Origin of the sequence: Methylobacterium sp. J-030 (assembly GCF_022829545.1) — a bacterium.
Classification (GTDB): domain Bacteria; phylum Pseudomonadota; class Alphaproteobacteria; order Rhizobiales; family Beijerinckiaceae; genus Methylobacterium.
On record NZ_JAKSYM010000172.1, the window covers coordinates 25,832 to 38,273 of the forward strand.

At 66.5% G+C, this 12,442-nt stretch carries 14 protein-coding genes; all 14 read left to right on the forward strand.

Going from position 1 to position 12,442, the window contains the following annotated elements; all coding sequences use genetic code 11:
- Positions 1-30 precede the first annotated feature (30 nt).
- The 14 genes from MKK75_RS11305 to MKK75_RS11370 all read left to right on the forward strand — a co-directional run bounded on the left by MKK75_RS11305 (position 31) and on the right by MKK75_RS11370 (position 12,268).
- Positions 31-1,089 carry a methyl-accepting chemotaxis protein gene (locus MKK75_RS11305; protein ID WP_244042670.1) on the forward strand — a complete coding sequence of 353 codons (1,059 nt, stop codon included), beginning with the start codon at positions 31-33 and terminating at the stop codon, positions 1,087-1,089.
- A gap of 96 nt (positions 1,090-1,185) precedes the next feature.
- A complete protein-coding gene (locus MKK75_RS11310) occupies positions 1,186-1,569 on the forward strand; it encodes a response regulator (protein ID WP_244042671.1) in 384 nt (127 codons plus the stop codon).
- Positions 1,566-2,423, forward strand: coding sequence for an STAS domain-containing protein (locus tag MKK75_RS11315; RefSeq protein ID WP_244042672.1), 858 nt, complete (start codon positions 1,566-1,568; stop codon positions 2,421-2,423). The genes MKK75_RS11310 and MKK75_RS11315 overlap by 4 nt, the downstream gene beginning before the upstream one ends.
- Positions 2,423-2,812 (forward strand): STAS domain-containing protein, encoded by a 390-nt coding sequence (locus tag MKK75_RS11320; RefSeq protein WP_244042673.1) that lies wholly within the window; start codon positions 2,423-2,425, stop codon positions 2,810-2,812. Before MKK75_RS11315 ends, MKK75_RS11320 begins: the two co-directional genes overlap by 1 nt.
- Positions 2,790-3,236, forward strand: coding sequence for an ATP-binding protein (locus MKK75_RS11325; RefSeq protein WP_244042674.1), 447 nt, complete (start codon positions 2,790-2,792; stop codon positions 3,234-3,236). Before MKK75_RS11320 ends, MKK75_RS11325 begins: the two co-directional genes overlap by 23 nt.
- Positions 3,233-3,646 (forward strand): anti-sigma regulatory factor, encoded by a 414-nt coding sequence (locus MKK75_RS11330; RefSeq protein WP_244042675.1) that lies wholly within the window; start codon positions 3,233-3,235, stop codon positions 3,644-3,646. The genes MKK75_RS11325 and MKK75_RS11330 overlap by 4 nt, the downstream gene beginning before the upstream one ends.
- Entirely contained in the window at positions 3,643-4,242 is a 600-nt protein-coding gene (locus MKK75_RS11335) for a SpoIIE family protein phosphatase (protein ID WP_244042676.1), read from the forward strand. Before MKK75_RS11330 ends, MKK75_RS11335 begins: the two co-directional genes overlap by 4 nt.
- Before the next feature lie 6 nt (positions 4,243-4,248).
- A complete protein-coding gene (locus MKK75_RS11340) occupies positions 4,249-5,274 on the forward strand; it encodes a sensor histidine kinase (RefSeq protein WP_244042677.1) in 1,026 nt (341 codons plus the stop codon).
- 46 nt (positions 5,275-5,320) lie between these two features.
- A protein-coding gene (locus MKK75_RS11345; RefSeq protein WP_244042678.1) for an IS3 family transposase occupies positions 5,321-6,492 on the forward strand; the annotation gives its coding sequence in 2 pieces (ribosomal slippage) (positions 5,321-5,579 and positions 5,579-6,492; 1,173 coding nt in all).
- Between the two features lie 273 nt (positions 6,493-6,765).
- Positions 6,766-7,761, forward strand: a complete 996-nt coding sequence (locus MKK75_RS11350; RefSeq protein ID WP_244042679.1) for a class I SAM-dependent methyltransferase — start codon at positions 6,766-6,768, stop codon at positions 7,759-7,761.
- 753 nt (positions 7,762-8,514) lie between these two features.
- On the forward strand, positions 8,515-8,661 hold the full coding sequence (locus tag MKK75_RS11355) for a hypothetical protein (protein WP_244042680.1): 147 nt from the start codon (positions 8,515-8,517) through the stop codon (positions 8,659-8,661).
- Between the two features lie 34 nt (positions 8,662-8,695).
- Positions 8,696-8,947 carry a hypothetical protein gene (locus MKK75_RS11360; protein WP_244042681.1) on the forward strand — a complete coding sequence of 84 codons (252 nt, stop codon included), beginning with the start codon at positions 8,696-8,698 and terminating at the stop codon, positions 8,945-8,947.
- Between the two features lie 38 nt (positions 8,948-8,985).
- Positions 8,986-11,538 (forward strand): CheR family methyltransferase, encoded by a 2,553-nt coding sequence (locus tag MKK75_RS11365; protein WP_244042682.1) that lies wholly within the window; start codon positions 8,986-8,988, stop codon positions 11,536-11,538.
- 322 nt (positions 11,539-11,860) lie between these two features.
- Positions 11,861-12,268 (forward strand): DUF6894 family protein, encoded by a 408-nt coding sequence (locus MKK75_RS11370; protein WP_244042683.1) that lies wholly within the window; start codon positions 11,861-11,863, stop codon positions 12,266-12,268.
- Positions 12,269-12,442 lie beyond the last annotated feature (174 nt).

Below are 12,442 nucleotides of genomic sequence, written 5' to 3' on the forward strand. Positions count from 1 at the left end.
TGGGCCTCGGCGGCCGTGACGCGTCGGTCGATGGCCTTGGCGCAGCCGCCGTCCGAGGTGCTGCCCGCGGGGCCGTCCCATGCGACGGACCCGGCGGAGCGAGCGGCCGAGGCCGGCGCTTCGGCAGCACAGGCCGCCGGGCTCGCAGCCGCCGATCTCGCGACCGCCCTGACCGACCATCTCGCGGTCTACGATCAGTTGTTCGCGCGCGCAGCCCACGACACGGCTTCGGTCACGACCGAGACCGAGGCCGCCGCCTGCGAGATCATGACGAGCCTCCGGGACGTCGACAGCGCGATGTCCGAACTCCTGGCGTTCCTCGACCTGTCCAGCTCCAATGCCCGGGTGGTGGAGATCGTCGATCAGACCGACGAGCAACTGACCGAGAACCGGCGCCTGATCGGCGACTTCCTGATCCGCCGCGACCAGGACGTGGTGGAGTGCCGGCAGCGGCTCGAAGAGCTCGACGTGGCGACCGACCAACTGACACGGGCGACCGACGGCGTGCAGAGCATCGCCCGCCAGACCAATCTGCTCGCCCTGAACGCGACGATCGAGGCGGCTCGGGCCGAGAAGGCCGGCGCGGGCTTCGCCGTCGTTGCCAGGGAGGTCAAGGAACTCTCGAACGCTTCGGCCACCACTGCGACCCAGATCGCCCAGGATCTCGCCAGCCTGCGCGAGTCAATCCGGGAGAACTTCGCCACCCTCGTCAACGACCGCGTCGAGGGCGAGCGCGGAGAACTCAAGAAAATCGCGTCGGCAATCGCCGGACTGACTGAGAATATGGAGCGCCTCGTCTCCCATCAGCGGGACACACTGGTTAAAGTCCAAGAAGAAAGCGCCCGCATCGCACAGCCGATCGTCCGACTGATTGGATCAATCCAATTTCAGGACGTCACACGTCAGAGGCTTCAACATCTCGAAAGCATCTTTGCCGCGGCTCGCTCGCATCTCAAGGCGATGGATCTATCGAATCCCTTGACCAAATCTTGGCCGGACGTTAGACCTTTTGCTGAGATCGCGCTCTCCGAAGGCCCTTCTCCGCCGCGGAGCAGCACGAAGTCGAATAATGATATCGAGCTTTTCTGAGAACAAGACAGCGTATTCCGATGAACACGCATGGCGATCCGGCAAACCGGATCCGTCGACGTGTCGTTTCGGCGTCGACGCGAGGAGGATTGATCCATGGCATCGATCCTCCTGACGGATGACGTGGCCGTCGTCCGCATGACGGTCCGGCGGTTCCTCGAGCGGGGCCATCACACGGTCCAAGAATGTGGCTCCGCCGCCGAGGCGGAGGAACTGCTGGGCAGCCGCCCGTTCGATATCCTCGTCACCGACCTCTGGATGCCCGGTCAGGACGGCCTGACGCTGATCGGCTGGGTCAAGGCCCACAAGCCTGGCCTGCCGATCATCGCGATCACCGGGGGCGCCCCGCGGGCACCGCAGCTCTTCTCGATGGAGGAGGCCGCACGTGTCGGCGCGGACCACGTGCTGATGAAGCCCGTCGGCATGCAGGAACTCCTGTCCGCCGTCGCGACCCTCGCCCCATCGGACACCAGGGAATGACCGAACCCATGCACGGCGTCGGACAAATCCTTCTGCAAAACCAAGCGCACGTCCTGGATGCCTGGCTTGCGCGCCTGCACGACACCGCGCCCAGCGCGCAGCCGGCCTCGCTCCAGCTGCTCAAGCTCGAGCTGGGCACGCTCGTCGAGAAGCTCACGGCCTTCTTCCTCACCGGCGAGGGCGAGGGCGACGCGCTCAAGTCCGTCGAGGCACAGGCCGCCGCGATCAGCGCCGCCTGCGCCCGCGACGGCCTGACGCCCATGGAAACCGCCACGCTGATCCTGTCGCTGAAGGCGATCGCGGGCGATCTCCTGAACCGCGAGAGCGGTCGCGGGACGAACGAGCTGGACCGGCGGCGCGCCGCCCTCGACGCGGTGGTGGACAAGCTCGCCCTGGTCACCTTCGCGTCCTTCGTGGAGACGCGCGAGGAGATCATCCGGCGCCAGGGCCGGGCGCTCCTGGACTTGGCGACCCCGGCCCTGCCGATCTGGCGCCACATCATCCTGATGCCCCTCGTCGGGATCATCGACACGCAGCGGGCCCGGCAGGTGATGGAGTGGCTGCTGGAGGCCCTCGCCCGGGAGGAGGCGCATATCGCAATCCTCGACGTGACGGGCGTTCCGCTGATCGACAGCCGCGTCGCCCTCCACCTGACCAAGACCGTCGAGGCCGCGCGCCTGCTCGGCTCCCAAGTGATCGTCACCGGCATCAGCCCGGACGCGGCGCAGACCCTGGTGAAGCTCGACGTGGACCTGTCGAGCATGATCACCCGGGGGACCCTCCGGGCCGGCCTGGCCGAGGCGTTCCGGCTCCTCGGCCAGAACGCCAAGGGCCCGACCGAGACGATGCTCTGATGCGTGTCCCCATCCTCCGGCTCGGCCGCGTTCTCCTGACCTCCCTGCCGGCCGACCTGACGGATCAGCAGGTGATGGACCTCCAGATCGACGCCCTCGCGCTGATCCAGTCCGGGAAGGCCGACGGCCTCGTCATCGACATCACGGCCGCGGACGTCGTGGATTCCTACATGGCTCGGATTCTCTCGGAGACGGCCAAGATGGTGAAGATCATGGGCGGCGTCGCGGTCCTGGCCGGGATGCAGCCCGCCGTGGCCCTGACGCTCGTCGAGATGGGCCGGGACATGATCGACATGGAGACCGCCTTCGATCTCGAGGGCGGCGTGGCCAAGGTCGTTCGGCTGGTGGCTTCCCGCGGAGGTCGCCATGACGAAGTCCCGACCACCTGATCGGCCCGAACCGGCGCCCGGCGCGACGACCCGGGCCCTCATCGACATCCGGATCCAGGACGACATCCTGCGGGCTCGCCAGGCGAGCCGCACCGCGGCGTCAGCGATCGGGTTCACCACCGTCGATCAGACCCGTCTGGCCACGGTCGTCTCCGAGCTCACGCGCAACGCCCTGGTCTATGCCGGCGGCGGCGTGTGCCGGGTCCTGACCCGGCTGACCGTCCAGGAGCGGAGCGTCATGATCGAGGTCGAGGATCAGGGACCCGGGATCGCGGACGTCACCGGCGCCCTGACGCGCGGCTTCTCGACCGGGCGCGGCCTCGGCCTCGGCCTCGCCGCCGTCCGCAAGCTGATGGATGATCTCGTCATCGAGACCTGCCCGGGCCGCACCCTGGTCCGGACCGGCATGACGAGGCGTCGATGATCCCGGAGCCGGATGTCGTCAGCGTCAGGGTGACGACCGAGATCGACGTGGCCGAGGCGCGGCAGGAGGCGCGCAAGCTCGCCCTGCGCCACGGCTTCGGTACCGTGCGGGCCCACGGCCTCGCGACGGCGGTCTCCGAGCTCGCCATGAACCTCGTCCTCCACAGCGCGCGCGGCGGCCTGATCCGCCTGACGGTGCAGGATGCGCCCGAAGCCGCCGTGATCGAGCTCGTGTCGGAGGATGACGGCCCGGGCATCCCCGATCTGGGACTCGCGATGGAGGACGGCTACTCGACCCGCGGCGGCCTGGGCTGCGGCCTTCCGGGGACGCGCCGCCTGGTCGACGCCTTCGCCATCACCTCCTGCGTCGGGGCGGGAACACGCATCGTCTGCCTGGTGCGGCGGCCATGAGCCAGGGACCGAAGATCCCGGGGCTCCGGATCGCCGCCGCGACGCGCACGTATCCCGGCGAGACCGCGTGCGGCGACATGGTGGCTTGGTGGCGGGAGGGCGAAGATGCCCTTGCCTGCATCGTCGACGGTCTCGGGCACGGGCCGGACGCCCATCATGCCGCCCGGAGCCTGCTCGCCCTGGTGAAGGGACAGGCGGGTGTCGCGCCAACGCAGCGGCTCGCGGCGGCCGACGGGGTCATGCGCCACACCCGCGGTGCCGCGGCGGCGTTCTTGCGGATCGAGCCCGCGGCGCAGACCATCACGGTGGCGGCGGTGGGCAACATTCAGGGCGCGCTGTTCGCTGCCCGGACGCTGCGCTTCGATGGCATGCCGGGGATCGTCGGGGCGGGCCTGCGACCGCTCAAGCCCCTCACCGTCCGGTTCGCGCCCGCCGATATCCTGGTCCTGTGGTCCGACGGCCTCCTGCCGGTGGATCTGGAGGCCGACGCGCGCAACGTACGCGAAGATCCCGAGCGCCTCGCCGCACACCTGATGACCCGCTACGGACGCCAGAGCGACGATTGCGCCGTCCTGTGCGTCGCCTTCCAGGCGTGACGCCGCATGCAGGGCCTCCTCGAACGCTATACGGCCGGGATGGCAAGCTACGTCGCCACGGCGGCCGAGGCTTCGCTCCTCGACATCGAGGAACTCGGCCGCAGCGCGATCACCGACGACGTCTCCCTTGACGAGATCGCCGGCCTGCACGAGGGCGCGGCTTTGGCGCTGTCCGATCGGGGGGTGCCGATCAACGAGCCGGAGGTCATCCGGCGCATGTCGGCCTGCCTGAGTGCCCTGATGGTCTCGGCGGCGGTGGCCTACCGCACCAAGATCGACCTGCTTGAGCAGCATCGGCAACAGGAGCGCGACCGCACCGAGCGGGACCGGCAGCGCCTGGAGACCCTCGGCCAGTTTGTTGGATCGGTGGCGCATGAACTCAACAACCTGCTCCAGCCGGTGCGCGGGATGACCGAGATCATGCTGGCCGATCTCCCGAAGAAGCCGCCCGAGCAGGCCGATCTGGAGGTCGTGGAGGCCTGCGCGATCCAGGCCGTAGGCGTCATCCAGGGCATCCTCGGTTATGTCCGGCGCGAGACGATCGCCCCACAGCGGCTGGCTTTCGGTACCGCCGTGGCGACCGCCTGCAACTTCATCCGTCCGATGCTGCGCGAGCCGTTCGAGACCGTAATCCGGGACCGCGACACCGAGGTCCTGGCGCTGCAGGGCGAACTGACGCAGATCGTTCTGAACCTCGTCCAGAACGCCGTGCAGGCCGGAGCGCGTCAGGTCCGGATCGAGGTCGACCAGATCCGCGGCGGCGAGGCCGGTGAGGCGCGTGCGGGAGCCGGATCGCGGCGCTGGATGCGGCTGAGGGTGATCGACGACGGCCACGGGATGTCTGCCGCCGTCGCGGCGCGCGCCCTCGACCCGTACTTCACCACCAAGGCGACGGGCCAGGGCACCGGCCTCGGGCTCGCGATCGTCCGGAGCATCGTGCTGGGCTGGTCGGGCAAGCTCCGGATCCGGTCAAAGCCGGGACGCGGAACCATCGCCACCCTGCTGCTGCCGGTCGCTGCCGGCTGGAGTTGACCCGGTCCCGTGGAGCCCTTCAGACTTTCCGCACGAGGTGCGCTCCATGCCTCATACACGCCTGCCCTACGCCCCCGAGTTCCGCCGCCAGATGGTCGAATTGGTCCGCGCCGGACGCGACCCGGCCGATCTCGCCCGCGAGTTCGAGCCCTCCGCCCAGGCCATCCGCAACTGGGTCGCTCAAGCCGACCGCGGTGAGAGCCGCGGCGCCTCCAAGAGTGACGTCCTGACGCTCGCCGAGCGGGAGGAACTGGCCCGTCTACGCCGCGAGGTGCGGCAGCTTCGGTTGGAGCGCGACATCCTCTCAAGAGCCGCGGCCTGGTTCGCACGGGAGAGCGGCGCGGTGCCGTCGGGCTCTTCCAGTTCATGAGCGCGAACCAGGCCGTCTTCCCCCTTGCGGTCATGGCACGCGTGCTCGGCGTGTCGGAGGCCGGCTATCACGCTTGGCGGCAGCGCGCGCCCTCCGTCCGTGCCGTGGCGGAGGCCGCGTTGTTGAAGCAGATCCGCACCGCTCACGCTGGGTCGGGCGAGATCTACGGTGCGCCGCGCGTGCACGCTACGCTGGCAGCACAGGGCGCACGACACGGACGCAAGCGCATTGCGCGGCTGATGCGCGAGGCGGGCCTTGTCGGCGTCAGCCGCCGGCGCGGAGGCGTCGTGACCACGCGACGCGACCGGGAGGCTCGCCCCGCGCCCGATCTCGTGGATCGCAACTTCTCGGCCGAGGCCCCCAACCAGCTCTGGGTAGGTGACATCACCTTCGTGCCGACCGCCGCGGGCTTCCTCTACCGCGCCGTGGTGATCGACGCCTGGAGCCGCCGCGTCGTGGGCTGGTCGATGGCCAGCCACCTGCGGACCGAACTCATGCTCGACGCACTGGAGATGGCCATCATGCAGCGGCGGCCGCGCGATGTGATCCACCACTCCGACCAGGGATCGCAATACACGTCGCTGGCCTTCGGCGGTCGCTGCCGCGAAGCGGGCGTGCAGCCCTCCATGGGCTCGGTGGGCGACGCCTCCGACAACGCAATGTGCGAGAGCTTCTTCGCGACGCTGGCGTGCGCGTTGCTCGACCGCCGGCGCTTTGCCTCTCAGGCACACGCCCGCATGGCCGTGTTCACCTTCACCGAGGGCTTCTACAATCCCGTGCGCCTGCACTGCGCGCTCGGTTATCGCTCACCCATCCGCTCCGAGCAGGAGATGCTCGCCAACCCCTGATCCGCAAGCGTTCCACCGCTCCACCAGAGCGGGTCAACTCCAGAGAGCGGAGGTCAGTCACACACCTCCAAGCGGACGCTCCTAATCCGAGCCAACCTCGTCGTAGTCGCGTGGAACAAGATCTACCGCCTGATTTGGCGGACTGTAGCGGCTGCGCTCAAAAAAGGTGAGCCACCAGAGGGCTGTGTGAAGCGTGCCCACATTTACAACTTTTGGTGAGATAGAGGACTTAGTGCCGTGTCAATCTGAGCGCCGGAAAATTACCGGATCGACATGCATCACGGAACCGTGATAACGCCGCCGGAACGCCAATTCGATGCCGTAGCAGAAGGTTCTGCTGTGATGAGTACTCAGCCAAATTACGAAAATCCATGGGAAGAAGCACAAAACAACAGATCGTATTGGTATCACACGATGGCGTTTCCAGATGGGGAAACCATTCGCGGAAGCTGGACGATCGAAGACTTCGACCAGTACATCGGTGGGTACGATTTGAGTGGCAAGACTGTTCTAGATATAGGCACGGCCTCCGGATTTCTAGCTTTCAGTGCTGAGAAGCGTGGAGCCCAAGTCACCGGCTTGGATGCGGCTTCGATCGACGAATTTAGGCACGTCCCCTTCTCAGACAGCTTGTCTTACAAAGACATTCGACAATTTAAAGATGTATGGACACGGGACAATCTGATCCCGATCAAAAACTCATGGTGGCACGCCTGGGCCAAAAACAACTCGAAAGCTAAGTGCGTCTACGCACCCATGCCAGAGCTGTACGAGTGGCCGGAGCAGATGTTCGATGTGGTCATGGCCGGGGCGATCGTTGAGCACCTATCCGAACCCGTGTTTGCGATCGGAGCGTGGGCGCGCCTCGCGCGCGAGGCGGTCTTAATCCCCTTTACCGATGTCATCCCGGTCGATGACTTGATAATGCGACCGATCACACCGCTCGATAACAGCAAAATTAATTACGTATGGTGGCACCTTTCGCGAGGACTTTACAATAAGATTTTCAACAATCTAGGGTTCGACGTGCATTATACTTTAGCTCAAGCTGAGCACCACGATGACGTGAATGGCTCGACGATCGCCAAGCGACCCTCGATCATCGCGGTTCGGCGGGGTACCGAGGCGCATCGCACATTTAAGGTGGATCCAAGCCTAACATTCACGATGCCCGAGCCCGAACCCGCGGTTCAGGTGCCCCAGGATACACCCGCGAGGCGGCCCTGGTGGCAGAGGCGAGGATCGTCGTCTGGATCTGGTTCGCACTGAGGACCGACATCCTCGACCACGTTCGCCAGACCTGGGTCGTCCCGGCCGCATAGGATCATGCTTTCGAGGGGCGCACGGCGTCGGCGGCGTCCGCTTTGAAATATCTACAGCTTGGAAGCGGACGTCCTCCGGTTTCGCAATGGGTCGTGAGCGTGCACGGGGGCGATATCCGCGTCCGTCGATTACTGCCCGAAAGGAGACCGGCGGAAAACCACCCATTTGGGACGCTCATCATCGCCGCTGTGCGCCATGAGCAGACACCAACCCACCGCCCGACGGCCGACATTCAGGTTCTGCTGAACGGCCGTCCGGTGTCGACCCTTCGCAGACCCTCGGAAGGTCCGCTCTGCGGTCGGTTGGCGGATGATGGCCTGGAAATTTGACGCGTGTCCTCGCATCCCCTCGTTTCATGCCAAAAGCTCAAAAAACCAACCTGTGATGGATGCTGACGTTTGATCCTTCCAATCGTGATCGAGAGCGAAATTGGGATTGCTGCATCTAGAAATTGAGCGCACGGTGCCTGAGGCTACGCAGAAGTGATCCTTGTGCGGGCATGCAGGACGAGACGGAGTGCGAAGGATGGACCGTCCCCGTGCAGATCGGTGCCTTGAAGTTGCCCGTGAGTTGCGCGCGGCGGCCGAGGAGACGCGGCGGACGCTCCAGGCCTCGCGCGATTTGGTGCGGCGATCCCGCGCGCAAGCCGTCACCGGGCCGTCGGCACCCGGCGACGACCCGGGTCCATCGAAGCATTTGGTGACGTCTCTCATCGAGGCCTACGAGGCCGCGGACGACGATCCTGACCCTCAGACCCGCCTGCTCCTCGGCCGCGTGCTCCATCATGTCGGCCGTCGCGTCGCCGGCGTGATGGGGCCGCGGGCAGCCGGTATCACCTTGCAGTGATCGCCGTGGCGCAAGGATCGGCGGAGAAACCACGATGAACGGTGACGATCCGCAGGACGACGCGCGCGGTGCGCTGGTCCGCATCGCCCGTACGCTGGGCGTCCCGGTCGCGACCTTCCTGACGGCCGATCCTGCTGATACTCCGGATATCGAAACCGTCGTTGAGGGCCCTGATCATCTCGCCGAAGTCATGGCGCTGCTGCGTCTGTTCGTGCGGCTGAAGAGCCCCGAGGCCCGAGCCCGCTGCCTCGCCTACGTCGTGCAGGAAGTCACGCACGACGGTTGATCCGCGCAGCTGTCCTCGACATCGGGCGAGAACACGTGATGCTGAATTTCGACGAACGGCGCGGCATCGATCCGAAGGTTCAGAACGCGGTGATGGACCAGGACCACTTTCCGATCATCGGCGTCGGCGCATCCGCGGGCGGCATCGAGGCGATGCGGGGCTTCTTCCGCGGGGTGCCGGAGACACTGAGGGCCGCCTTCGTCGTCGTCACGCATCTCGGCCGGGAGCACAAGAGCCTGCTCCCGGACGTGCTAGCCCGGTTCACGCCGCTCAAGGTCGAAGCCGCCGCCGACGGCGTCCTGGTCGAGCCGGGCACCGTCTACGTCATGCCATCCGGTTTCGTCATGGGCATCGCGGGAGGGCGGCTGACGTTGACTCCGCTTGGGGAGGGCCGCGAGACCAAGCCGATCGACATCTTCCTGACCGCCCTGGCCCTCGACCAGGGCGAGCGCGCGGTCGGCGTGATCCTGTCCGGCGGCGACGGCGACGGCGCCATCGGCGTCAAGGCGATCAAGGAGCACGGCGGCCTGACCCTGGCCCAGACCGCGGATGGCTACGGCCCCGAGACCGCCGACATGCCGCTCAGCTCGCTGCGGACCGGCTTCGTCGATTTCGGCGAGACGGCCGAACGGATGGGCGACCGGATCGCCGCGCACGTCGCCGCCGCGCCGAATGCGCTGGCCGACGGGGTTGCGCGGGAGTTCAAGGCCGAGCTCCTCACCGAAATCTTCGCCATCCTCCGCCGGCAGGTCGGCCACGACTTCTCGGGCTACAAGCCGAGCACCTTCGGGCGCCGCCTGCAGCGGCGCATCAGCGTCGTCGGCGCGTCCGGACTGGACGGCTATCTCAAGCTGCTGCGGGCTGACCCGGCCGAGGTTGGGGTGCTGTTCCGGGACTTGCTGATCGGCGTGACGAACTTCTTCCGCGATACCGCTGCCTTCGAGGCCCTGACCACCCAGGTCATCCCAAAGCTGTTCGACGCACGCGTGGCGACCGATGTCATACGGATTTGGGTGCCGGCCTGCTCGACTGGCGAGGAAGCCTACTCCCTGGCCATCCTCCTGCGCGAGCACATGCTCACCCTGGCGGATCCGCCGCGCGTGCAGATCTTCGCCACCGACATCGACGAGCGCGCGCTCACGGTCGCCCGGACTGGCCGGTACCCGAGGGCCTACCTGTCCGCCGTCTCGCCCGAGCGGATCGCGCAGCACTTCGTCGTCGAGGGCGACAGCGCGGTGGTCGAGAAAGCCGTGCGCGACCTGTGCACCTTCGCCCCGCACAGTGTGCTGCGCGACCCGCCGTTCTCGCGCCTCGATCTCGTCTCCTGCCGCAACCTGATGATCTACCTCGGCGTCGAGGCCCAGCAGCAGCTGATGCCGGTTCTGCACTACGCCCTGCGCCCGCGCGGCTATCTGTTCATCGGCATGGCCGAGAACGTGACGCGGTTCGAGGACCTGTTCGAGACGATCGACAAGCAGCACCGCATCTTCCAGGCACGCGACGCGATCCCGCCGGCCCGTTTGCGGCCGATGTCCGGGACGGACACGCCAATCTTGTCGAGCGCGGGCCAGCCGCAGCGGCGCAATGTGACGACGCACGCGGCCCTGCGGCACGCGGTCGAGACGCAGATGCTGTCCGAGTTCACGCCGGCCCACGCGGTCGTGACGCGGACGGGCGAGGCCGTGCACTACTCGTCGCGGATCGGCGATCACCTGGAGGTCGTGCCCGGCCAGCCGACCCGGGAGCTGGCCGCGATGGCGCGCAAGGGCCTGCGACTGGATCTCCGGACGGCCCTGCGCGAGGCGATCGAGGGCAACACCCTGGTCGTGCGCGAAGGCATCGGCGTCGAGCTGCCGGACGGCCGTTTCCAGTCGATCTCCCTCGTGGTCAAGCCGCTGACCACGCCCGGCGCAATTGAGCCGCTGTTCCTGGTCGTGTTCAAAGAAGCCGCCGCGCTCTTCGAGAAGGAACGTCAGCAGGCCCTGGAGGCGAACGAGCGGGACACGGCGCTCCAGGGCCTGGAGCGCGAATTGAGCGTGACGCGCGAACGGCTCCAGGCCGTGATCGAGGAATACGAGACCTCCCTTGAGGAGCTGAAATCCTCGAACGAGGAGCTCTACTCCGTCAACGAGGAGATGCAGGCCGCCAACGAGGAGCTCGAGGCTTCGAAGGAGGAGACACAGTCTCTGAATGAGGAGCTTCAGACAATGAATTCCGAGCTCACGTCCAAGATCGAGGCCGTCGACCAGTTGACCGACGATCAGGCCACTTTGTTCGAGGGCATGAACGTCGCGAGCGTGCTCCTGACACCGGATCTCCACATCCGTATGTTCACGAACGCAGCTGCGCAGATCTTCGGCTTGCAGCCGAGCGACGTAGGCCGGTCCCTGCGCAACTTCTCGGCGCCGATCCCCCTGGCATGGCTGCTGGACGAGATCCCGACGGTGCTGGCTGCGAACCGGCCCTCCGAGCGGACGATCGAGGGGGCGGACGGCGCCCGTTACCGGGTCCGGCTGATGGCCTCGTCCCGCAAGGGCGGCCGGAGGCCCGGGATCGTGGCCAACTTCACGAACCTGCTGGAGCAGGAATGACCGGCGGATCTGCCCAACACGCCCGGGATCTTGGCGGCCAGCACGCGCTGGTGCGATCGGAGATGCTCGACAGCGTGAGCGCGGCGGGGGAGCGGCACGGTTTTGCAGAGCCCGGCCGCCTTTGGTCTCGGGGGGGCGGATCGTAACGCCGGCCTGGGCCGAAGGTGAAGCGTCAGCTTTCTGGCAGTCGAAAGGTCCGAAGTTCTGTTCTCCAAGGGCGCGGCTGATCGACCAAGATTTCCGCGGTACGGCCTCAGCCTTGACGTTACAAATCGATTAGAGCACGCTGGCATGAAGAGGGTACCTTCATCGCAGACGATAGATGCCTAAGTTCTACTTCCATCTCCGTGGTCCAGACGGTCTGGACTACGACGACGAAGGCTTGGAGCTCGCCAGCGTTGAGGCGGCCTATCTTGAGGCCTTCAAGGCGGTGCCGGGAATGGGCTCCGATCTGGCCTTCACCGCGAAGAACCCAATCCGGTATGGCTTCGAGATCACCGATGCGCACGGTACCACTTTGATGGCGGTGCCTTTCGCCGAGGTGCTCGATCGCGGGCGAAAGCGCACAGAACAACCGGTCAAGCTACAGTTCCACAAAGGTCGAGCGGAGATGAGGCGCACAGCCGCGCTGATTGTGGAGCTTCGCCATGCGCACGCGAAGTTGAATGTGACGCTGGCAGAGACCCAGCGTCTCCTCGACATCGCGAAGCGAACTGGTTGCCAGTGGTAAGGGCAAGAAGAGGCCTCACTGGTTGGACGCGGAATGGCCGCTCTCGGGAGATGGGCTAAGGTCTGCAGACCACCCTTCTCGGACTGTAGGTCTCCCGCCTGCTGGTGTCCGAGATGGGGCGGCGAACGCTGCCTCGCCCCCTCGGATCACCGCCGCTCCTCAGATCCCGATGAG

Bases quoted from the DNA above. Each gene is read 5' to 3' on its own strand.
- MKK75_RS11370 (WP_244042683.1), top strand. From the start codon at position 11,861: ATGCCTAAGTTCTACTTCCATCTCCGTGGTCCAGACGGTCTGGACTAC.
- MKK75_RS11330 (WP_244042675.1), top strand. From the start codon at position 3,233: ATGATCCCGGAGCCGGATGTCGTCAGCGTCAGGGTGACGACCGAGATC.
- MKK75_RS11320 (WP_244042673.1), top strand. From the start codon at position 2,423: ATGCGTGTCCCCATCCTCCGGCTCGGCCGCGTTCTCCTGACCTCCCTG.
- MKK75_RS11305 (WP_244042670.1), top strand. From the start codon at position 31: ATGGCCTTGGCGCAGCCGCCGTCCGAGGTGCTGCCCGCGGGGCCGTCC.
- MKK75_RS11340 (WP_244042677.1), top strand. From the start codon at position 4,249: ATGCAGGGCCTCCTCGAACGCTATACGGCCGGGATGGCAAGCTACGTC.
- MKK75_RS11310 (WP_244042671.1), top strand. From the start codon at position 1,186: ATGGCATCGATCCTCCTGACGGATGACGTGGCCGTCGTCCGCATGACG.
- MKK75_RS11315 (WP_244042672.1), top strand. From the start codon at position 1,566: ATGACCGAACCCATGCACGGCGTCGGACAAATCCTTCTGCAAAACCAA.
- MKK75_RS11360 (WP_244042681.1), top strand. From the start codon at position 8,696: ATGAACGGTGACGATCCGCAGGACGACGCGCGCGGTGCGCTGGTCCGC.
- MKK75_RS11350 (WP_244042679.1), top strand. From the start codon at position 6,766: ATGCATCACGGAACCGTGATAACGCCGCCGGAACGCCAATTCGATGCC.
- MKK75_RS11325 (WP_244042674.1), top strand. From the start codon at position 2,790: ATGACGAAGTCCCGACCACCTGATCGGCCCGAACCGGCGCCCGGCGCG.
- MKK75_RS11335 (WP_244042676.1), top strand. From the start codon at position 3,643: ATGAGCCAGGGACCGAAGATCCCGGGGCTCCGGATCGCCGCCGCGACG.
- MKK75_RS11365 (WP_244042682.1), top strand. From the start codon at position 8,986: ATGCTGAATTTCGACGAACGGCGCGGCATCGATCCGAAGGTTCAGAAC.